Annotated in this window: 14 protein-coding genes and 2 rRNA genes; 9 read left to right on the top strand and 7 right to left on the bottom strand. The window is 69.0% G+C overall.

Annotated elements, in window-relative coordinates; all coding sequences use genetic code 11:
- Positions 1–277 precede the first annotated feature (277 nt).
- Positions 278–3398: ribosomal RNA gene (locus CFW40_RS13005) — 23S ribosomal RNA — on the top strand.
- 73 nt (positions 3399–3471) lie between these two features.
- A 5S ribosomal RNA gene (gene rrf, locus CFW40_RS13000) occupies positions 3472–3588 on the top strand.
- Positions 3589–4010: 422 nt separating this feature from the next.
- Here the strand turns inward: rrf and CFW40_RS12995 are convergent.
- From CFW40_RS12995 to CFW40_RS12975, 5 genes are read right to left on the bottom strand one after another with little or no spacing between them, the layout of a single operon-like run.
- Entirely contained in the window at positions 4011–5321 is a 1311-nt protein-coding gene (locus CFW40_RS12995; protein ID WP_088797940.1) for a DUF58 domain-containing protein, read from the bottom strand.
- Positions 5322–5330: 9 nt separating this feature from the next.
- A complete protein-coding gene (locus tag CFW40_RS12990) occupies positions 5331–6296 on the bottom strand; it encodes a MoxR family ATPase (RefSeq protein ID WP_088797939.1) in 966 nt (321 codons plus the stop codon).
- On the bottom strand, positions 6277–7506 hold the full coding sequence (locus CFW40_RS12985; protein WP_088797938.1) for a DUF4350 domain-containing protein: 1230 nt from the start codon (positions 7504–7506) through the stop codon (positions 6277–6279). The genes CFW40_RS12990 and CFW40_RS12985 overlap by 20 nt, the downstream gene beginning before the upstream one ends.
- Positions 7503–8195 (bottom strand): DUF4129 domain-containing protein, encoded by a 693-nt coding sequence (locus CFW40_RS12980; RefSeq protein WP_256332111.1) that lies wholly within the window; start codon positions 8193–8195, stop codon positions 7503–7505. Before CFW40_RS12980 ends, CFW40_RS12985 begins: the two co-directional genes overlap by 4 nt.
- Before the next feature lie 4 nt (positions 8196–8199).
- Positions 8200–9867, bottom strand: coding sequence for a hypothetical protein (locus tag CFW40_RS12975; RefSeq protein WP_088797936.1), 1668 nt, complete (start codon positions 9865–9867; stop codon positions 8200–8202).
- Between the two features lie 152 nt (positions 9868–10019).
- On the opposite strand from CFW40_RS12975, the gene mtnA reads away from it, so the two are divergent.
- From mtnA to CFW40_RS12935, 7 genes are all read left to right on the top strand, one after another.
- Positions 10020–11186 (top strand): S-methyl-5-thioribose-1-phosphate isomerase, encoded by a 1167-nt coding sequence (mtnA, locus tag CFW40_RS12970; protein WP_088797935.1) that lies wholly within the window; start codon positions 10020–10022, stop codon positions 11184–11186.
- Positions 11183–11860: a two-component system response regulator MtrA gene (gene mtrA / locus CFW40_RS12965; protein WP_088797934.1), complete on the top strand. Its 678-nt coding sequence runs from the start codon at positions 11183–11185 to the stop codon at positions 11858–11860. The genes mtnA and mtrA overlap by 4 nt, the downstream gene beginning before the upstream one ends.
- A gap of 64 nt (positions 11861–11924) precedes the next feature.
- The gene (gene mtrB / locus CFW40_RS12960; protein ID WP_256331488.1) at positions 11925–13976 is read left to right on the top strand and encodes an MtrAB system histidine kinase MtrB; all 2052 of its coding nucleotides are present in this window, start codon (positions 11925–11927) and stop codon (positions 13974–13976) included.
- Positions 13966–15846 carry an LpqB family beta-propeller domain-containing protein gene (locus CFW40_RS12955; protein WP_256331489.1) on the top strand — a complete coding sequence of 627 codons (1881 nt, stop codon included), beginning with the start codon at positions 13966–13968 and terminating at the stop codon, positions 15844–15846. Before mtrB ends, CFW40_RS12955 begins: the two co-directional genes overlap by 11 nt.
- A gap of 299 nt (positions 15847–16145) precedes the next feature.
- The gene (locus CFW40_RS12950; protein ID WP_088797932.1) at positions 16146–16874 is read left to right on the top strand and encodes a ComF family protein; all 729 of its coding nucleotides are present in this window, start codon (positions 16146–16148) and stop codon (positions 16872–16874) included.
- Between the two features lie 293 nt (positions 16875–17167).
- Positions 17168–17857: a ribosome hibernation-promoting factor, HPF/YfiA family gene (gene hpf / locus CFW40_RS12940; protein ID WP_088797930.1), complete on the top strand. Its 690-nt coding sequence runs from the start codon at positions 17168–17170 to the stop codon at positions 17855–17857.
- A 230-nt stretch (positions 17858–18087) separates the two neighbouring features.
- A complete protein-coding gene (locus tag CFW40_RS12935) occupies positions 18088–18849 on the top strand; it encodes a response regulator transcription factor (protein ID WP_088797929.1) in 762 nt (253 codons plus the stop codon).
- A 108-nt stretch (positions 18850–18957) separates the two neighbouring features.
- Here the strand turns inward: CFW40_RS12935 and CFW40_RS12930 are convergent, their stop codons facing one another.
- On the bottom strand, positions 18958–20187 hold the full coding sequence (locus tag CFW40_RS12930; protein ID WP_088797928.1) for a winged helix-turn-helix domain-containing protein: 1230 nt from the start codon (positions 20185–20187) through the stop codon (positions 18958–18960).
- Between the two features lie 169 nt (positions 20188–20356).
- Complete coding sequence (locus tag CFW40_RS12925) at positions 20357–21043, bottom strand: GNAT family N-acetyltransferase (protein ID WP_088797927.1); 687 nt, start codon at positions 21041–21043, stop codon at positions 20357–20359.
- Between the last annotated feature and the right edge of the window lie 171 nt (positions 21044–21214).

The following is a 21214-nucleotide window of genomic DNA, read 5'->3' as shown; positions in this document are numbered from 1 at the left end:
GTCCGGGTCAGAGGCCAGTACATCAGCGAGTGTCTGATGCTGGTTGCTCATGGGTGGAACGTTGACTATTCGGCACACTCGGTTGGTTGTCACTAGTACTGCTTCGGCGTGGAACGTGGGGATTGACGGGGTGGGCCGGGCACGTTGTTGGGTATCTGAGGGTACGGACTGTGGTCTGGACCTTCGCGATGCCGGCCCCAGTGAACTCAGCCTTCGGGTTGGGGTGGTGGGTGGCTGGTCGTTGCTTGAGAACTGCACAGTGGACGCGAGCATCTGTGGCCAAGTTTTTAAGGGCGCACGGTGGATGCCTTGGCACCAGGAACCGATGAAGGACGTGGGAGGCCGCGATAGGCCCCGGGGAGCTGTCAACCGAGCTTTGATCCGGGGGTGTCCGAATGGGGAAACCCGGCAGTCGTCATGGGCTGTCACCCGCTGCTGAACACATAGGCAGTGTGGAGGGAACGCGGGGAAGTGAAACATCTCAGTACCCGCAGGAAGAGAAAACAACCGTGATTCCGGGAGTAGTGGCGAGCGAAACCGGATGAGGCCAAACCAGTCACGTGTGATACCCGGCAGGGGTTGCGTGGTTGGGGTTGTGGGATCTCTCTTTCACAGTCTGCCGGCTGTGAGACGAGTCAGAAACCGTTGATGTAGGCGAAGGACATGCGAAAGGTCCGGCGTAGAGGGTAAGACCCCCGTAGCTGAAACATTAGCGGCTCGTTTGAGAGACACCCAAGTAGCACGGGGCCCGAGAAATCCCGTGTGAATCTGGCGGGACCACCCGTTAAGCCTAAATATTCCCTGGTGACCGATAGCGGATAGTACCGTGAGGGAATGGTGAAAAGTACCGCGGGAGCGGAGTGAAATAGTACCTGAAACCGTGTGCCTACAAGCCGTGGGAGCGTCGCACAAGGACTTGTCCTTGTGTCGTGACTGCGTGCCTTTTGAAGAATGAGCCTGCGAGTTTGCGGTATGTTGCGAGGTTAACCCGTGTGGGGAAGCCGTAGCGAAAGCGAGTCCGAAGAGGGCGTTGAGTAGCGTGCCCAAGACCCGAAGCGGAGTGATCTAGCCATGGGCAGGTTGAAGCGGAGGTAAGACTTCGTGGAGGACCGAACCCACCAGGGTTGAAAACCTGGGGGATGACCTGTGGTTAGGGGTGAAAGGCCAATCAAACTCCGTGATAGCTGGTTCTCCCCGAAATGCATTTAGGTGCAGCGTCGTGTGTTTCTTGCCGGAGGTAGAGCACTGGATAGGCGATGGGCCCTACCGGGTTACTGACCTTAGCCAAACTCCGAATGCCGGTAAGTGAGAGCGCGGCAGTGAGACTGTGGGGGATAAGCTCCATGGTCGAGAGGGAAACAGCCCAGAGCATCGACTAAGGCCCCTAAGCGTGTGCTAAGTGGGAAAGGATGTGGAGTCGCAGAGACAACCAGGAGGTTGGCTTAGAAGCAGCCATCCTTGAAAGAGTGCGTAATAGCTCACTGGTCAAGTGATTCCGCGCCGACAATGTAGCGGGGCTCAAGCACACCGCCGAAGTCGTGTCATTGCAGCAATACTCCTAACGGAGGCTGTGATGGGTAGGGGAGCGTCGTGTGCCGGGTGAAGCAGCCGTGGAAACGAGTTGTGGACGGTTCACGAGTGAGAATGCAGGCATGAGTAGCGATACACACGTGGGAAACGTGTGCGCCGATTGACTAAGGGTTCCTGGGTCAAGCTGATCTGCCCAGGGTAAGTCGGGACCTAAGGCGAGGCCGACAGGCGTAGTCGATGGACAACCGGTTGATATTCCGGTACCCGCTTTGAAGCGCCCAATATCGAATCCATTAATGCTAAGGCCGTGAAGCCGCCCTGGATCCTTCGGGTGAAGGGGAGTGGTGGAGCCGCTGACCCAAGGTGGTAGTAGGTAAGTGATGGGGTGACGCAGGAAGGTAGTCCAGCCCGGGCGGTGGTTGTCCCGGGGTAAGGGTGTAGGGCGTTGTCCAGGTAAATCCGGACAGCATGAAGCCTGAGACCTGATGCCGAGCCGATTGTGGTGAAGTGGATGATCCTATGCTGTCGAGAAAAGCCTCTAGCGAGTTTCATGGCGGCCCGTACCCTAAACCGACTCAGGTGGTCAGGTAGAGAATACCGAGGCGTTCGGGTGAACTATGGTTAAGGAACTCGGCAAAATGCCCCCGTAACTTCGGGAGAAGGGGGGCCATTGCTGGTGATCCGATTTACTCGGTGAGCTGGTGGTGGCCGCAGAGACCAGCGAGAAGCGACTGTTTACTAAAAACACAGGTCCGTGCGAAGCCGTAAGGCGATGTATACGGACTGACGCCTGCCCGGTGCTGGAACGTTAAGGGGACCGGTTAGTCGACCTTCGGGTCGGCGAAGCTGAGAACTTAAGCGCCAGTAAACGGCGGTGGTAACTATAACCATCCTAAGGTAGCGAAATTCCTTGTCGGGTAAGTTCCGACCTGCACGAATGGCGTAACGACTTCTCGACTGTCTCAACCATAGGCCCGGTGAAATTGCATTACGAGTAAAGATGCTCGTTTCGCGCAGCAGGACGGAAAGACCCCGGGACCTTTACTATAGCTTGATATTGGTGTTCGGTTCGGCTTGTGTAGGATAGGTGGGAGACTGTGAAGCAGCCACGCCAGTGGTTGTGGAGTCATTGTTGAAATACCACTCTGGTCGTGCTGGATGTCTAACCTGGGTCCGTGATCCGGATCAGGGACAGTGTCTGGTGGGTAGTTTAACTGGGGCGGTTGCCTCCTAAAGGGTAACGGAGGCGCCCAAAGGTTCCCTCAGCCTGGTTGGCAATCAGGTGTTGAGTGTAAGTGCACAAGGGAGCTTGACTGTGAGACTGACGGGTCGAGCAGGTACGAAAGTAGGGACTAGTGATCCGGCGGTGGCTTGTGGAAGCGCCGTCGCTCAACGGATAAAAGGTACCCCGGGGATAACAGGCTGATCTTCCCCAAGAGTCCATATCGACGGGATGGTTTGGCACCTCGATGTCGGCTCGTCGCATCCTGGGGCTGGAGTCGGTCCCAAGGGTTGGGCTGTTCGCCCATTAAAGCGGTACGCGAGCTGGGTTTAGAACGTCGTGAGACAGTTCGGTCCCTATCCGCTGTGCGCGTAGGAGTCTTGAGAAGGGCTGTCCCTAGTACGAGAGGACCGGGACGGACGAACCTCTGGTGTGCCAGTTGTCCTGCCAAGGGCATGGCTGGTTGGCTACGTTCGGAAAGGATAACCGCTGAAAGCATCTAAGCGGGAAGCCTGCTTCGAGATGAGGACTCCCACCCCCTTTGAGGGGTTAAGGCTCCCAGTAGACGACTGGGTTGATAGGCCAGATATGGAAGCCCGGTAACGGGTGGAGTTGACTGGTACTAATAGGCCGAGGGCTTGTCCTCAGTTGCTCGCGTCCACTGTGTAGGTTCTGAAGTAACGACCTGTGTCATGTCCGGGTTGATATCTTCATAGTGTTTCGGTGGTCATTGCGTTAGGGAAACGCCCGGTTACATTCCGAACCCGGAAGCTAAGCCTTTCAGCGCCGATGGTACTGCAGGGGGGACCCTGTGGGAGAGTAGGACGCCGCCGAACAATTTTTCAGCTCCGGTCCCTGAACCTTCGTGGTTCAGGGACCGGAGCTTTTTTGCGTTGGTGGAATGCCTCGCTTCCGGACCTGGCTCCGGGGGCGGGGCATTTTTGCGTGGGGCGATGGAGTGTCGAGCTTACGGGTGTGGTCAGGGGAGGGGGATTGCGAGATCCGCGCACGAGAGAGCTGAGGCAGCTGGTCTCGGCTCTCTGCCGGTGTTCTTCAGCTTGCTTGTCGGCGTTCTTGAGCGCCCTCGTGGCGGGGTTGTGCTGCTGAGAGGAAGGAGCAGGTCTACCTGGCCATGCTGTCGCTCCCCCCGTGGGGCTGTGGGGTAGCCAATGTGCTGCGTAGCCACGCCACGTATTTCGTGGTGCTTGCAGGCCTCTGTCCGGAGCTTGCATTCCGGAGGGCCGGCGCCAGCCGGCACTTACAGGCGGCCGGTGGATTTGAGGGTGAGGTAGGCGTCGGCCAGGTCGGGGGCCAGGCGGGCCGGGGTGGAGTCGATGACCGTGATGCCGTGGTGGCGGAGGCGGTCAGCGGTGCGGCGACGGGCGGCGTGGGCTTGTTCTGCTGCGGCGGCTTCGTAGACGGCCTGCGGGGTGTGACGGCCGGTTGCCATTTCCTCGATGCGGGGGTCGGCCACGGCGGCGACGATGAGTTCATTGCGTTGGGTAAGGCCAGGGAGGACGGGCAGGAGGGCTTCCTCCACGGGGGCTGCGTCCAGGCCGGTGAAGAGCACGATGAGGGACCGTCGCGGGGTGCGGCGGTGGATGGCGGCGGCCAGGCCGCGGGCATCTGCCTCGACCAGTTCGGATTCGAGGGGCGCCAGGGCGTCGGTCAAGGCCGGGAGGAGGTCGCGTGCCGTGCGGCCTTGTACGGAGGCACGAATGCGGCGGTCATAGGCGAGCAGGTCCACGCGGTCCCCGGCGCGTGCGGCGAGGGCGCCGAGCAGGAGGGCGGCGTCCATGGAAGCGTCGAGGCGGGGAATGTCGCCGACTCGGCCCGCGGAGGTACGGCCGGTCTCCAGGACGAGCAGGATGCGTCGGTCGCGCTCGGGGCGCCAGGTGCGGACTGCGAGGGTGTGCCGACGGGCGGTGGCGCGCCAGTCGATGGAGCGGGTGTCGTCGCCGGGGGTGTAGTCGCGGAGGCTGTCGAACTCGGTTCCTTCGCCGCGGGTGAGGATGCTGGTGCGGCCGTCGAGTTCGCGGAGCCGGGCGAGTTTGGCGGGGAGATGCTTACGGCTGGTGAAGGGGGGCAGGACGCGCAGCGTCCAGGGGACATGCCGGCTTCCCTGGCGGGCGGCCAGGCCGAGCGGGCCGTAGGAGCGGACCGTGACGCGGACCGCCTGATGGTCGCCGCGGCGGGTGGGGCGGAGCGTCGTGGTGAGGCGGCGGCGTTCGGCGGCGGGGATGCGGAGGGTGTGGCGGGACTCGTCGGTGTCCGCATCGGGGTGGAAGGAGCTCGGGGGCCAGGCGTCGCGGATCGTGGCGCGCAGGGTGCGGCGGCTCGGGTTGGTGACGGTGAGATGCGAGGACGCTTCGCCTGATAGTCGAACTGTTGTGTCACCGGTTCGGGTGATATGCAGCCTTCGCACTGGCGCGGCGAGCAGGAGATCGCACAAAATTGCTAGCAGCAAGGTGAGTTGGACGAGGAGGACGCCGAGCCAGCTGGGCAGTACGAAGCCGACGAAGAGTGCTCCGAGTGCGGAGATGAGGGCGGTGCGTCCGGTAAGGGCCACGGTGTCGTCTCAGCGGGGGACGGGGAGATGAGCGAGAACGGCGTTGATCACGGAGTCCGCGGTGACTCCTTCCATCTCCGCTTCGGGGCGGAGGTGGACGCGGTGTCGGAGCGTGGGAAGAGCAAGGGCCTTGACGTCGTCAGGGGTGACATAGTCGCGGCCGGTGAGCCAGGCCCAGGCTCGTGATGTGGAGAGCAGGGCGGTGGCGCCTCGGGGGGAGACGCCGAGAGAGAGCGAGGGGGTGTCTCGGGTGGCACGGCAGATATCGACGATATAAGCGGTGACTTCGGGGGAGACGGCGGTCTTGGCGACCGCGGCCCGGGCAGCGTCGAGGTCGGCGGTGGAGGCGACGGGGCGCAGTCCTGCGGCGCCGAGGTCGCGGGGGCTGAAGCCGGCCGCGTGCCGGGTGAGGATATCTATCTCGTCGTGGCGGGCGGGGAGCGGCACCGTCAGTTTCAGCAGGAAGCGGTCGAGCTGAGCTTCGGGGAGCGGATAGGTGCCCTCGTATTCCACGGGGTTCTGCGTGGCCGCCACCAGGAACGGCTCGGGGAGGGGACGGGCTGTGCCGTCGACGGTCACCTGCCGCTCTTCCATCGCTTCGAGCAGGGACGCCTGGGTCTTGGGAGGCGTGCGGTTGATCTCGTCGGCGAGCAGGAGATTGGTGAAGACGGGGCCTGGCTGGAAGGAGAACTCGGAGCTGCGGGCGTCGTAGACCAGTGAGCCGGTGACATCGCTCGGCATCAGGTCGGGGGTGAACTGGACGCGTTTGGTGTCGAGTTCGAGAGCGGCTGAGAGTGCGCGTACGAGCAGGGTCTTGGCGACGCCGGGGGCGCCTTCGAGGAGCACATGACCGCGGCAGAGCAGGGCGACGACCAGCCCGGTGACGGCGGGGTCCTGGCCTACGACGGCCTTGGCTATCTCAGTGCGCAGGTCCTCCAGGGAGGTTCGGGCGCTGTCAGCGGTCGGGGTGCTCACGAGGGGCGTGCCTCTCTTGGGAAACGATCGAGGATTCGAGTGCGTCGAGTTGGTCGGCCAGGTGCACCAAGGCTCTGTCGTCCGCGGGAGCCGGGCCGAAGAGCAGGGCGTGGAGTCCTGCTTCGGTGCCGGGGGCGGAGGCCAAGTGGGCGTGGAGCGCGGGCAGGAGGACGTCGGCAGTATGGGCGTGAGCCGACGACACTCCGATGAGAGGGGCGAGCCGGGTGCGGGTTGCGGAGCGCAGCACGTCAGCGGCCCGGTCGCGGGCATGGGCCTGTTCGTAAAGGCGGGCGTGGCCCTCGGTGGTCTCGGCGGCCGGGACGGTGACGGGGAGTCGTTCCGCAACCAAGGGGCCGAGTCGGCGGGCGCGCCACAGGGCCGCCAAGACGGCGGCGAAGGCGAGCTGGAGCAGGGCCCAGCGCCAGCCGGAAGGGATGAGGTCGAGGAAACCGCGCTGGTCGTCCTGGGCGGATGACGGGTCGCTCACGGAGGGGAGGTACCAGACCAGATGCTTGTGCGTACCGAGGAGTTGAAGGGCCAGCGAGGCGTTGCCGTGTTCGGCGAGATGGTGGTTGTAGAGGAGGTCGGCGGAGCCGAGGAGCACGGTGTCGCGGCCGTTGTCCGGGGCCGGAAGGCGCAGCAGGGTAGGTGCGCCGGCGCCGGGGTAGCAGCGATCGGCTCCGTCGACGGCGGTGGCGTAGCGGAGGCCGCCGAGGAGGGCGCTGCCCGCACGGCGGGCATCCGGCAGGGAACAGGAAGGCCGGCGTACCGAGGTGGGGGCCGGGCGCTCCATCTGGACGCCAGGGGCGAAGGTTTCGAGTGCTGGCATTCGCGGGGCGAGCAGGACGGTGCGACCGGGAGTGTGCGCGGTGGCGGTGTGCAGGCCCGTCAGCTGATCTGGTGTCAGCAAATCGGGGTCGGTGACGAGCAGCGTGGTGCCGGGGCCGGCGGCGGCAGCTGCCTCCTCGGAACTGGTCACGACCTGGGTGGAGACGCCGTGGGCGGCCAGGAGTCGGGACAGGGCCCGGCTCCCGGTCCGGTCGGCGGAGCGCGGGTCGAGCCGTCCGTGCTGCTCGCCGGACTGCAGGGCCCCGAGGACCACACCGCTGACGACGAGCAGAAGAAGGGCCAGCAACGGGCCGCGGAACCGGGTCCACAGACTACGCGCGGTGGGAGTTGGCGCGGGGGCGCCGGTGGCGGCCGTGGTCATCCGCTGCTCCTGGTCGGGGTGGTGGCCAGGGCGGGCTTGGCGTGCTGCAGAGCGGTGTCGAGGCCGGCCAGGAGGGTGTATGCCGCTTCCGTGCCGGGGCGGCCGCCGTATGTGACGTCATCGAAGGTCCGGGCCGCGGTGCGGAGTTGGTCGGCGTACTCGGGAAATGCGCGGCCTGCTTCGGTGGCGGCCTCGTCAGCGGTGCGGCCCGGGCCGGGCGTGAGCAGAGTGCGCTCTTCCAGGGCGAGGACGAGGGCGCGCATCCGGTCCTGGATGGCTTGGTTCCAGTGGCCTTCGGCGGCGTGCCGGTCAGCTGCGGAGCGATGTTCGGCGGCAGTGCGGGGCGCTTCGGCGAAGAGTGCGCCGCTCGTGGTCGGAGTGCGGCGCACCGCACCGAGACGCAGCCGGAGGGCGATGAGCAGCAGAACGACGCAGGCGGCGATGGCGAGGAGCCCGATCCAGCCGCCCGGGGTGGTGCCGGCGGCCGCGTTGGCGAGTTCGTTGATGCGTGCCCAGAGCCAGTCGAGGGCCTGCTGGATCGGGTTGGGGTCGTGCTGGTGGTACCGCGGGTCGGACAGTTCGCGTTCGGCCGCCTCGCGAGCGGGGACGCGTGAAGTCCGCACCGGTATGTCGTCGTCGGAGCGCGCCATGAGTCGTCCCAGCGCGGCCATGTTCCCCCCTCTGGTCACCGCATCAGCTTCCCGGCGCGGCGTCGTCGGAGCGGGGGGCGGGACCGTCGGCGGGTGTGGTGGTGTCCGTGGCCGGGGCGGCCGGGGGAGTGGCGCCGCCGGTGGTCGCGGTGTCCGCCTCGGGGCCGTGCGCGTCGGTGCTTTCCTCCGGGGCGCCTTCCGCGTGGGGGCCTTCCGTATGGGGGGAGTTCGCCGTGGAGCTGTCCGTCTTCACCCCGTCCGCAGGGGTGTCGGCCCAGGCCGGTGCGGCAGTTGCCGGTGCGTTGTCGGCGGTCGTGCTCGTGGCGGCGGGAGCGGGCGCGGCCGGGTGGGGGCGGGGAGCGTCGGTGCCGTAGCCGGGGAGGCCCGCGGCGCGGGCGAGTTCGAGGTCGAGTGCCTCGCGGCGGATGCGCTGGTCCATGTACAGGAGCGCGGTGACGCCGGCGGTGATCGGGAAGGTGATGGTGGAGCTGATGACGGCTCCGATGCCCAGCACGATCAGGAAGGGCCAGCTGGTGGTGTTGCTGGTGCCGTTCGCCCAGTCCACGAGGCTCTCGCCGCCGACGACGAAGGCAACGATGGTGGCCGGGATCTGGATGATGAACTCGACGATGCCCACCAGGAGGTAGGCGAGGAGCTGCACCCCCAGCACCCGCCACCAGGTGCCCCGTACGAGCTTCGCGGAGCGGCGCATGGCGCTGATGACGCCCTGCTTCTCCAGCATCAGGGCGGGGGAGGCGAGGCTGTAGCGGACCCCCAGCCAGATGCTCACGATGCCGGCGGCCAGCCCGCCGAGCAGGGTGAGGAGCAGCCCGGCTTCCAGGGCGCCGGTGGCGGTGAGGATGAGGCCCGGGGCCACGCCGACCGCGCATATCGCCGTGATGAGCAGGGGCAGCAGGACGAGCAGGCCGAGCAGGCGCGGAAGTTGGGTGCGCGCATCGCGCCAGGCTTCCCCGGCGGTCGCCGAGCGGCCCAGGACGGCACGGCTCACGACCATGGTCAGGAGCCCCGTGACGACGATGGTGGCGAGCAGCCCGATCGCCGCGGTGATGCCGCTGGCGGCGAGCGCGGTGCCCGTCTGCTGCAGGGCTTCGCGCAGGGGCGGGACGTTGTCGTTCGCCAGAGAAGGCGCGCGGCCGGAGCCCTGGAACCAGAGGCCGTTGACCACGGTGATGGCGGTCTGTGCGACGACCGCGACGATCAGCGAGATGCCGAGGACCGTGCGCCAGTGGGCGCGCATGGTGGCGACCGCACCGTCGAGGATCTCGCCGACGGCGAGCGGGCGCAGCGGAATGATGCCGGGCTTGGCGGCGTGCGGCACGGGTGCCCAGGCGCCGCCCCAAGGGGGCTGACTGCCGGGATGGTTGCCCCAGTGGCCGGGGCTGCCGCCCCAACCGGGGTCTCCCGGGCCGTGCGACGAGGCACGGGAGCGCTCTCCGCTGGCCCGGCTACCACTCTCCTGCGAGCCGCTCTGGCCCGGGATGCCGGCGGGGGCCGACCAGCGGCCGGCGGGGGGCTGTTCCTTGGACCAGTTCGGCGGGGGCGACTGTTCGCCGGGGCCGGGCCGGTCTTCCTGCGGGGGCCGGTCTTCCTGCGGGGGCTGTGCTTCCTGAGGGGGCTGCTCCTGAGTGCCGCGGCCCGGCTCGTCGGAGGGAGTGGATCCGGGCGAGGCCCAGCCCGGAGAGTTGTTCATCGTCGCTCCTTCTTGCTGCCCGGCCGCCGGGGCGGCGGGGGTGCGGGGTCCGCGGTGGCAGTCATCGTGTCATGGCCGTCGGCGTTGTGTACCGGTGCCCGGAGCGAGAGGGGACCTTCTGTTCGAGGGGCGATCGGCGGCAGACTGAGCGAATGGGCGATCAGTACGAGGTATCCGACGCGGGCGCGAGCGCGCTCACCATTCCGTCGTTGCGTTGGGAGGAGCTGCCTGAGGGGCCCGTGGTGGTCCTCCTCGATCAGACCCGGCTGCCGGCGGAGGAGGTCGAGCGGGTCTGCACGGACGTTCCCGCGCTGGTGGAGGCGATCCGGACGCTCGCCGTGCGCGGGGCACCGCTGCTGGGCATCGCGGGTGCCTATGGCGTCGCGCTGGCCGCGGCGCGGGGCTTTGACGTGGAGGAAGCGGTGGAGGCGCTGGCGCAGGCCCGGCCGACCGCGGTCAACCTGGGCTACGGCGTGTGCCGGGCGGCTGCCGCATACCGCGCCGCGGCGGCCGGCGGGGCCGATGCCCAGGCGGCTGCGGCACTGGCCGAGGCGCGGGCCGTGCATGCCGAGGACATCGAGGCCAGCGCCCGGATGGCGGAGCACGGGCTGGCGCTGCTGGGCGAGCTGCTGCCGGGCGGCGGCCACCGGATTCTCACGCACTGCAATGCGGGTGCGCTGGTCTCCGGGGGCGAGGGCACCGCCCTGGCGGTGGCGCTGGCGGCGCACCGTGCCGGGGAGCTGCGCCGGCTGTGGGTGGACGAGACGCGGCCGCTGCTGCAGGGGGCGCGGCTGACCGCCTACGAGGCCGCGCGCACGGGTATGGCCTACACGGTGCTCCCGGACGGCGCGGCAGGGTCGCTGTTCGCCGGGGGCGAGGTGGATGCGGTGCTGATCGGCGCGGACCGGATCGCGGCGGACGGTTCGGTCGCCAACAAGATCGGTAGCTATCCCCTGGCGGTGCTGGCGCGGTACCACCACGTTCCGTTCGTGGTGGTGGCCCCGACCAGCACGGTGGATCTGGAGACCGAGGAGGGGTCGGACATCGAGGTGGAGCAGCGGCCGGGCCAGGAAGTGACGGAGTTCTCGTTGCCGTACGCACAGGGGCCCGGAGTGGAGGCGGGCACCGGCATACAGGTGGCGCCGCTGGGCGCACAGGCCTACAACCCGGCCTTCGACGTCACTCCGGCGGACCTGGTGACGGCGATCGTCACGGAGGCCGGAGTGGTGTCGCCGGTGACCCGGAACGGGCTGGCAGAGGTGTGTTCCACGTCACGATGGAGTAAGTCACGATCAGGTAATGGGATGATGGCCGAATGAAGGGACGCGTCCTGGTCGTCGACGACGACACCGCACTGGCAGAGATGCTCGGCATCGTGCTGCGCGGCGAAGGTTTTGAACCGTCGTTCGTGTCGGACGGTGACAAGGCCCTTGCGGCCTTCCGCGAGACCAAGCCCGATCTTGTGCTGCTCGACCTGATGCTGCCCGGACGGGACGGTATCGAGGTGTGCCGGCTGATCCGGGCCGAGTCCGGAGTGCCGATCGTCATGCTGACCGCCAAGAGCGACACGGTGGATGTGGTGGTCGGGCTCGAGTCGGGCGCGGACGACTACATCGTCAAGCCGTTCAAGCCCAAGGAGCTGGTGGCCCGTATCCGGGCGCGGCTGCGGCGTTCGGAGGAGCCGACGCCCGAGCAGCTGGCGATCGGTGACCTGGTCATCGATGTGGCGGGCCACTCGGTGAAGCGGGAGGGGCAGTCGATCGCACTGACCCCGCTGGAGTTCGATCTGCTGGTGGCGCTGGCGCGCAAGCCGTGGCAGGTGTTCACGCGCGAGGTGCTGCTCGAGCAGGTCTGGGGCTATCGGCATGCCGCCGATACCCGGCTGGTCAATGTCCATGTGCAGCGGCTGCGCTCCAAGGTCGAGAAGGACCCGGAGCGGCCGGAGATCGTGGTGACCGTGCGCGGGGTCGGCTACAAGGCCGGGCCCAGCTGAGATGACCCGGGACGGTTCGGCCCCGGAGGGAAAGCGGGGGCGCGCCGTCGACCCGGCGGGTGATATGTCCTTTTCGGGGAAGGTGTCCGCCTGGCTGCTGCGCGGGGGGCAGCTGCTGCCCGACGGCGCGGTGAGCGGGCCGGTCCACCCTCTGCTCCGGCTCTTCAGCCGCTGGGTGCGGCGGCCGCTGCTGCCCGCCCTGCGGCTGTGGCGGCGCAATATCCAGCTGCGGGTGGTGGCGACCACGCTCCTGATGTCGCTGGCCGTGGTGCTGCTGCTCGGCGTCGTGGTCGTCGGCCAGGTCCGTAACGGCCTGCTCACGGCCAAGGCGCAGGCCGCGCAGAGTCAGGCCGTGGGCGGTTTCAGCGTCGCCCAGAAGATGGCCGACGGTGCCGACGACACCCGGCCCGACGACACCGCACGCACCGGAAACCGCGGCACCCAGGACTCCGCGACCTGGCTGACCGGCCTGGTCGAACAGCTCGCCAGCGGCGGGCAGGGCGTCTTCTCCGTAGTGGCGCTCAGCTCCGATTCCGACGAACCGTTCGGTGACTCCAGCCCTGGCACCCGCGGTCCGCGCGCCTCCGGCGACGTCGATCCCGAGCGGAGCGTGCCCCCCGAGCTGCGGCGGAAGCTGGAGACCAAATCCGGGACCTTCCGCCAGTACACCGAGATCAAGCGCATCGGGTCGGACGACGGCGTACCGGCGCTGATCATCGGCAAGCGGCTCAACGATGTGAACAGCAACCAGTACCAGCTCTACTACCTCTTCCCGTTCAGCCAGGAGGAGGAGTCGCTCAAGCTGGTGACGGGGACGCTGGCGACGGCCGGGGTCTTCGTCGTGATCCTGCTCGGCGCGATCGCCTGGCTGGTGGTGCGGCAGGTCGTCACGCCCGTACGGATGGCCGCGGGGATCTCCGAGCGGCTGGCCGCCGGCCTCCTCCAGGAGCGGATGAAGGTCACCGGCGAGGACGACATCGCCCGGCTCGGCGAGTCCTTCAACAAGATGGCGCAGAACCTCCAGGTCAAGATCCAGCAGCTGGAGGAGCTGTCGCGGATGCAGCGCCGCTTCGTCTCCGACGTCTCGCACGAGCTCCGCACGCCGCTGACGACCGTACGGATGGCGGCCGATGTCATCCATGAGGTGCGGGACGAGTTCGACCCCGCCACCGCGCGCTCCGCCGAGCTGCTGCGCGGCCAGCTCGACCGCTTCGAATCCCTGCTCGCGGAGCTGCTGGAGATCAGCCGGTTCGATGCCGGGGCGGCCGCGCTGGAGGCCGAGCCGATCGATCTGCGCGATGTGGTGCACCGCGTCATCGAGGGCGCCGAACCGCTCGCCGAGCGCAAGGGCACCCGGATAGTGGTGCGTGGCGCGGAGCAGCCGGTGATCGCCGAGGCGGACACCCGCCGGGTGGAGCGCATACTGCGCAATCTCGTCGTCAACGCCGTCGAGCACGGTGAGGGCCGCGAGGTGGTGGTGCGGCTGGCGTCCGCGGGCAGCCCGAGCGGTGGCGCGGTGGCCGTCGCGGTGCGTGACTACGGTGTCGGCCTCAAGCCCGGCGAGGCCAGCCGGGTCTTCAACCGTTTCTGGCGGGCGGACCCGGCGCGGGCCCGTACGACCGGCGGTACGGGGCTGGGCCTGTCCATCGCCGTCGAGGACGCCAGGCTGCACGGCGGCTGGCTGCAGGCGTGGGGCGAGCCGGGCGGCGGCTCGCAGTTCCGGCTGACGCTGCCCCGTACGGCCGGCGAGACGCTGCGCGGGTCCCCGATCCCCCTGGAGCCGGAGGACTCGCGGCGCAACCGCGGACTGGACGAAACGGGTCAGCCGCGGGCCGGGGCGGCGCACAAGACGTCCACGATCCCGGTGCAGACGCGCGCGTCACAAGCGGCCGACAGCGCGGTCCCCGCCCCGGGGGCGAAGGTGTCCTGGCCGGCGGCCGACCCGACGGCGCTGCCCGGCAGCGGTGCCCGCGTGGTGCCGCACAGCGAAGGCGCAGGGGGCGACGAGGCGGCGCACGGCGAGCGTGCGCGCACCGATGAGCCGGTCGATGAGGGCCGGGACGAGCAGGAAACCGAACGGGGCGTGGATCGGGAAGGCGGGCTGCGTGGACACTGAGCGCGGAGGTCACCGGGCGGGGGGCGGACCCCGTACGCGCGCCCGCAGGGGAGCCGGGCCGGCGCGGACATTCCTGCTGCTGGGCTGTGCGGCGGCGCTGCTGGCCGGGTGTGCGTCGATGCCCGACAGCGGCGACGTCACCTCGGTCGACCAGTCGCCGCGTTCCGAAGGCGAGTCGCAGGTGCGGGTCTACGGAGTCCCCCCGCAGGACGGTGCCCAGCCGACCAACATCGTCCGCAGTTTTCTCGATGCCACGACCAGTGACGAGGCGGATTTCCGTACGGCCACCCAGTATCTGGCCAAATCCGCGAAGCGGACCTGGCGGCCGTTCCAGGTCACCAATGTGCTCCAGGAGCGCCCGAAGCCCGAGCCGAAGGCGCTGCCCAACCGGGAGGACTCGAACGGCTACACCGTCACCCTGTCCGGCAGCCAGGTGGCGGCGGTGGACGACAGCCACGCCTACACCCCTGAGGAGAAGCCCTACCGCCAGACGATCCACCTCATCAAGGAGGACGGGCAGTGGCGGATCGACCGGCTGCCCAACGGGCTGGTGCTCGGGCTGTCGGACTTCCAGCGCATCTATCGCTCCGTCAACAAGTACTACTTCGCGTCCTACAACTCCGAGTCGGGGGAGCCGAAGGCGAACCGGAACGTGCTCGTCGCGGACCCGGTCTATCTGCGGCAGCGAATAAAGCCGATCACGGCCAGTGTGGAGGCGCTGCTGTCCGGGCCCACCGACTGGCTGAACCACGTGACGACTTCGGCCTTCCCGACGGGCACCCGGCTGGCCGCGCACGACCTGGCGCTGGACGACTCCAATGCGCTGCGGGTCAAGCTCAGCAAGGACGCGGTGAACACCGACACCACCCAGTGCAAGCAGATGGCGGCTCAGCTCTTCTTCACCGTCCAGGACATGACGCGGGCTTCGAAGATCAGCGAGGTGGAGCTCCAGGACAACAGCGGCAACTCGCTGTGCTCACTGTCCCAGGAGCAGGCCGAGCAGGACTTCGCCCCGTCCCCGGGCACCGGGCGCTCCGGCAAGGAGTACTTCATCGACGCCGACCACAAGGTCGTCGGGATGTCGGACTCCGCGACCGAACCGACGCCGGTGCACGGGCCATTCGGCACCGGCAAGACCCCGTTGCGCTCGGTCGCCATCTCGCGCGGCGAGGACACCGCGGCGGGTGTGTCGGGCGACGGCCGGTCGCTGTATGTGGCGCCGATGGAGGACGGCATCGAGCGCGGTGATCCGCTGCTGACCAGTACGGGTTCGGCCAAGAACCCCGATATGGGGCTGACGGCGCCGAGCTGGGACGGTCTGGGCGATCTGTGGATCGCGGACCGGGATGCGCACGGTTCACGGCTGCTGCGGCTGCGCGAGGGCAAGAGCGCCCCCGAAAAGGTCGCGGTGCCCGGTCTCGGCGACCGCCGGATCAAGGCGATCAAGGTGGCCGCCGACGGCATCCGGATCGCGGTCCTGGTGGAGGACAAGGGCCGTACGACACTCCAGTTGGGCCGGGTCGAGCGCGACGGGAGTTCGGCGCATCCGGAACTTTCGGTGCAGGAACTGCGGCCGATCGCACCGCAGTTGGAGGATGTGGTGGCCGCATCCTGGGCGGGCGGCAGCCGGTTGGTGGTCGTCGGGCGGGAGTCCGGCGGCGTGCAGCAGATGCAGTTCATGGAGACCGACGGCTCGGCGTCCAACGCGCAGACCCTGCCCGGCGTCAACGGTGTCATCGCGGTGGCGGCCTCGGAGGACGAGACCCGGCCGTTGATCGCCGATGCCACGGAGGGCATTGTGCGGCTGCCTCCGGACGCGAACTGGAAGACCGTGGCGAAGGACGGGACGGCGCCGGTCTATCCCGGGTGAGTGGTGAGCTGCCCCGGCGGGCGGTCGTCAGCGGCCGGTGGGTGCGACCCGTGATCGTGAACGGTGAACGGTGACGGGTGGCCGGGCGATACGGGCTGCCGCGCCGGCCGGTGCCTGCTGATCCCGCAAGATCCCAGGCTGCCCAGCCCCAGGCCCCAGGCCCCAGGCCCCAGGCCCCCGGCCCCAGGCCCCGCGGACCGGCAGGCCGCAGATCCCGCAGATCCCGCGGAGCGGCAGGTCCGTGGCCATGGTTATCCACAGGGGTGGTGGCCGGGCCGGGACGGCGGGACAGTGGAGTCATGCAGGGGGTGTGGCGCGAACTGGCAGGTCTGGTGCTGCCGGTCGACTGCGCGGGGTGTGGCCGGCCGCGTACGGAACTGTGCGCGGACTGTCGCCGGGGGCTGGCGCGGGACGGACGCGGGGCGCAGCGGGTGCGCCCGTGGCCGGGCCCGGCGGGGCTGCCCCGGGTGTGGGCGGGGGCGCCCTACGCCGACGAGGTGCGGGCGGTGCTGCTGGCCCACAAGGAGCGGGGTGCGCTGCGGCTGGCCGGGCCGCTGGGGGCGGTGCTGGCCGGGGCGGTGCGAGGGCTGGGAGTGGAGGCCGGCCCCCAGCTGCTGGTGCCGGTGCCCTCGGCCCGCAGGGCGGTGGCCGGGCGGGGTCATGATCCGGTGCGCAGGATGGCGCTGAGGGCGGCCGGGGAGCTGCGGCGGGCGGGCGTGGGGGCCCGGGTGCTCGATGTGCTGCGACAGCGTCGCGCGGTGTCCGACCAGGCGGGACTGAGCGCCCGCCAGCGGCTGGCGAATGTCGCCGGTGCACTGGAGGTGCCGGGCCCTGCCGCGAGGCTGCTGGCGGGGCGGCCAGTGGTGCTGGTGGACGATCTGGTGACGACGGGGGCCACCCTCGCCGAGGCGGCCCGTGCGGTCAGGGCGGCAGCCGGCCGGGTGACCGGAGCCGCGGTCGTGGCGGCACCCCGCAGTGCGTTCACCACCGGGCGTGAAGTGAGGGGGCCCCTACCACGTGACAGATAGGCGAGGAGGAAAAGTCACCCAAATGGAGCCGAGGGCTCCGAGGGGGTGCCGACATCCGTCCGGGAGAGCTATGTTCGGTTGTGAGGACTTGGCGAGTGTTTTGCCTCGAATGTCGTGATGAGTGCGTTCAGGGGCGTTTGCGGCGACCCTGAAAACGGGGGAGTGGAGAGCCGGTCGTCGGGGGAGGAGGAGGTGAAAGTCGCCAAGTCCGAGGCTTCGGCAACCACCGGAGCCTGGTGCAAGAAGGAATTGCTCCGCCTGATGAGCGGAGCGATCCGGGAACGGAGTTCTGCGTGGACATCGTCGTCAAGGGCCGCAAGACAGAGGTGCCCGAGCGGTTCCGTAAGCACGTGGCCGAGAAGCTGAAGCTGGACAAAGTCCAGAAGCTCGACGCCAAGGTGATCAGCCTGGACGTCGAGGTGTCCAAGGAGCCCAACCCGCGGCAGGCGGACCGTTCCGACCGGGTGGAGATCACGCTCCACTCCCGTGGTCCGGTGGTCCGGGCCGAGGCCGCCGCGGCCGATGCGTACGCCGCACTGGATCTGGCCACCGCGAAGCTCGAGGCGCGTCTGCGGAAGCAGCACGACAAGCGCTACTCGCGTCGCGGCAACGGCCGCATCCCGGCGAGTGAGGTCGCCGTCAGCGTGCCGGACGCCGCGAGCCTGAACACCAATGGCGAACTGGCCGCCGCCGAGGCCGGCCAGACGGTACCGACCACGAAGATGGGATGTATCGACGTCCAGGGTGAAGGACCCCTGGTCGTCCGCGAGAAGACTCATTCGGCCGCGCCGATGATGCTCGACCAGGCGCTCAACGAAATGGAGTTGGTCGGGCACGACTTCTACCTCTTCGTCGACGCCGACACCAAGCTGCCGAGTGTCGTCTACCGTCGGCACGCCTACGACTACGGAGTCATTCACCTGAACCCCGACTTGTTCGGGGAGGAGGAGCCCGGCGGCGCAGGCGGCGCGCTGGGTGGCTGAACCCCACTCACTCGGTGCCCCCGGCGCACGCCGGGGGCACCATCGTGCCCGGAGGGGGCAAGAGTTGAAGCCGTATAGTGTTTGTGCCGACCAGGGAGTATGTGGACACGTAACGGCGACGTGCCGGGGAGGCGGTCGTATGGCAGCGATCGGGCCGGCAGGGGGCTGTTGTCAACCAGCCTTATTTCCAAGCTCTGGCCTCGCGGCCGAGTAGTTGACGGGGAGGACCCATGGGGGACAGTTTCGGGCCCGTGCGCGACACCGCGGACGATGACCACGGCGGTGCCGGCGGTGACGACGAGGCCGGCCGGGCCGTGAGCATGCCGCGCAAGGAGCCGATCCGGGTCCTGGTCGTGGACGACCATGCACTCTTCCGGCGGGGTCTGGAGATCGTGCTGGCCCAGGAGGAGGACATCCAGGTCGTCGGCGAGGCGGGGGACGGTGCGGAGGCGGTCGACAAGGCCGCGGATCTGCTGCCGGACATCGTGCTGATGGATGTCCGGATGCCCAGGCGCGGCGGGATCGAGGCGTGCACCTCCCTCAAGGAGGTGGCCCCCAGCGCGAAGATCATCATGCTGACGATCAGCGACGAAGAGGCCGATCTCTACGACGCGATCAAGGCCGGCGCCACCGGCTACCTCCTCAAGGAGATCTCCACCGACGAGGTGGCGACCGCGATCCGCGCCGTGGCCGACGGCCAGTCGCAGATCAGCCCGTCGATGGCGTCCAAGCTCCTGACGGAGTTCAAGTCGATGATCCAGCGTACGGACGAGCGCAGGCTGGTGCCCGCGCCCCGGCTCACCGACCGTGAGCTGGAGGTCCTCAAGCTGGTCGCCACAGGCATGAACAACCGCGACATCGCCAAGGAACTCTTCATCTCCGAGAACACGGTGAAGAACCACGTCCGCAACATCCTGGAGAAGCTGCAGTTGCACTCCCGGATGGAAGCGGTGGTGTACGCGATGCGGGAGAAGATCCTCGAGATCCGGTGATCCGGTGAGTCGGTAAGGGCGGTCGGTCGTGGCCGTCGGTCTGGTGAGTGCGGCCTCGGCGCGCCGGGTGAGCGGGGGCGGTCGAGCCCCCGCAACCCTCGGCCGGTGCTACTGGTCGCCCGTATGGGTGAGTTCCGCGCGCAGTGCGGTGGCCAGCTTCGGATCGTCGCAGCGCTCGATGCGCACCCCGTCGCAGCCGACCCAGGTCGCGGCTTCCCGAAGGGCACGGGCCATCGGGGCGACGGCCTTGGCGTCCTGCATCGAGACCTGGCGGGCGACGAGGGTGGTGCCCTCACGCGCCGGGTCCACCCGGCCCACCAGCCGGCCGCCCGCCAGCAGGGGCATCGCGAAATAGCCGTGAATCCGCCGGGGGCGCGGGACGTACGCCTCCAGCCGGTGCGTGAAGCCGAAGATCCGCTCCGTGCGCGGCCGGTCCCAGATCAGGGAGTCGAAGGGCGAGAGCAGGGTGGTGCGGTGCCGGCCGCGGGGTGGATCGGCCAGCGCGGCGGGGTCGGCCCAGGCGGGCTTTCCCCAGCCCTCCACCTTGACCGGGACCAGACCGGAGTCGGCGACCACGGCATCGACCTGTTCGGCCTTCAGACGGTGGTAGTCCGCGAGATCGGCGCGCGTGGCCACTCCCATGGCGGCGCCGGCCTGGGCGACCAGGCGGCGGAGGCACGTGGAGTCGTCGAGATCGTCGTGGAGCAGGGCGTCCGGGACGGCGCGCGCGGCGAGGTCGTAGACGCGCTTCCAGGCGCGGCGCTCGGTACAGACCACCTCGCCGGTGTCCAGCAGCCACTCCACCGCGATCTTGGTCTCGGACCAGTCCCACCACTCGCCGCCGTTGCGTCCGCCGCCCAGCTCCGAGGTGGTCAGCGGGCCGTCGGCCTTCAGGCGGTCCAGGACGGCGGCGCACGAGCGCTCGCGGTCCTCCATGACGTGCCAGCGGTGGCCCTTGGCGCGCAGGGCGCGACGGCGGAAGGCGAAGTGCGGCCACTCCTCGATGGGCAGGATGCAGGCGGCGTGCGACCAGTACTCGAAGCTGTGGGGCCGTGCCACGGACGCGCCGGAAGGAGGCGCACTCCAATAGGCGGCCTCGACGGCGGGGCGGCCGACGGCGCCGAGGCGGGCGTAGGGCACCAGCTCATGGGAGCGGGCCAGCACCGAGATCGTGTCCAGTTGCACCGCGCCCAGATGCCGCAGCACCCCGCGCACCCCTGCCCGGCGGTCCGGGGCGCCCAGCAGCCCCTGGGCCCGCAGCGCAAGGCGCCGGGCGTCGTCGCGGGACAGGGCGGTCACAGGCTGTGGCAGAGGCGGTGGCTGCGTCACGGCGGTCATGCGGCACAGGGTAGGGGCGGGCACTGACAACGGCCCCGGGGGCGGGAATCGCCGCTGCTGGCAGGGGTGCGCACGCCGGGCCGGAGCGGGGCCGCCATGGCGCAGTGGGCTGCCCGGACCGGTGCGCGCGGCCGCTGCCCGGCCGGGGCAGGACAGCGGCCGCCGGTCGTCAGCCCGGGTAGGGCAGATACGGGGTCGTGTCCGGGCGGCGGGTGCCGGTGCGGCCTGCCGGCGCGCGCTTCCCGGACTCCCCGGACTCCCCGGACTCCCCGGACTCCCCGGGCTCCCCGGACTCCCCGGACAGGTCGGACAGGTCGGACGGGAGCAGGGAGCCGATCCAGACGTCCCGGCGGGTGCCGCCGTGTACCGTCTTGGCGCGCAGTGTGCCCTCCATATGGAAGCCGAGCTTGCGGGCCACCGCCCGGGACCCCTCGTTTCCGGCCTCCGCGTGCCACTCCAGGCGCTCCACCCCCAGGTCGTCGAAGCCCCAGCGCACCACGGCGCGGGCCGCCTCGACGGTGCAGCCGCGGCCGCGGTGCTCCTTGGCGGTCCAGTAGCCCAGCTCGGCCTGCCGTTCAGGGGTGTGCAGCCGGTCGAGGCGTACCAGGCCCATCGCGCCCACCAGGGAGCCGTCCGCCCGGGAGACGACGGCGAAGTCGTACGTGGTGTCGTCGCGCCAGCCCTCGGGGACGACCGTGCCGACGAAATGCTCCGCGTCCTCGATGCCGTACGGTGACGGGACACTCGTCCAGCGTGGAATATCGGGCTCCTGGCACGCGGCATGCACCGCGGGCGCGTCGGAGGGCTCGAAGGGACGCAGCACAAGGCGCTCGGTGGCGAGGGTGACGGGCTTCATGGCGTGAGTCTGCACAGTGGCGCGCGGCGTGGCGAAGGGTTTTCCGGGCGATTCCCGGCACCTGCCCGGCACCTTCTCGCGGCCTCGTGCGTTCACGCTGAGGAGGGGACAGCGGGGTTCGCTGCGGCGGACCTCCCGGCCCGGCAGCGTCCTCCTTTACGATGGCCGTTG

This window comes from Streptomyces sp. 2114.4 (assembly GCF_900187385.1).
GTDB classification, from domain to species: Bacteria; Actinomycetota; Actinomycetes; order Streptomycetales; family Streptomycetaceae; genus Streptomyces; species Streptomyces mooreae.
Note: the sequence above shows the minus strand (reverse complement) of the source record. Positions and strands in the feature narration are given on the sequence as shown.

Coding starts and splice junctions, on each gene's coding strand:
- CFW40_RS12935 (WP_088797929.1), top strand. CDS start 18,088: ATGGGGGACAGTTTCGGGCCCGTGCGCGACACCGCGGACGATGACCAC.
- mtnA (WP_088797935.1), top strand. CDS start 10,020: ATGGGCGATCAGTACGAGGTATCCGACGCGGGCGCGAGCGCGCTCACC.
- CFW40_RS12925 (WP_088797927.1), bottom strand. CDS start 21,043: ATGAAGCCCGTCACCCTCGCCACCGAGCGCCTTGTGCTGCGTCCCTTC.
- CFW40_RS12950 (WP_088797932.1), top strand. CDS start 16,146: ATGCAGGGGGTGTGGCGCGAACTGGCAGGTCTGGTGCTGCCGGTCGAC.
- CFW40_RS12930 (WP_088797928.1), bottom strand. CDS start 20,187: ATGACCGCCGTGACGCAGCCACCGCCTCTGCCACAGCCTGTGACCGCC.
- mtrA (WP_088797934.1), top strand. CDS start 11,183: ATGAAGGGACGCGTCCTGGTCGTCGACGACGACACCGCACTGGCAGAG.
- CFW40_RS12985 (WP_088797938.1), bottom strand. CDS start 7,506: ATGACCACGGCCGCCACCGGCGCCCCCGCGCCAACTCCCACCGCGCGT.
- mtrB (WP_256331488.1), top strand. CDS start 11,925: ATGTCCTTTTCGGGGAAGGTGTCCGCCTGGCTGCTGCGCGGGGGGCAG.
- CFW40_RS12975 (WP_088797936.1), bottom strand. CDS start 9,867: ATGAACAACTCTCCGGGCTGGGCCTCGCCCGGATCCACTCCCTCCGAC.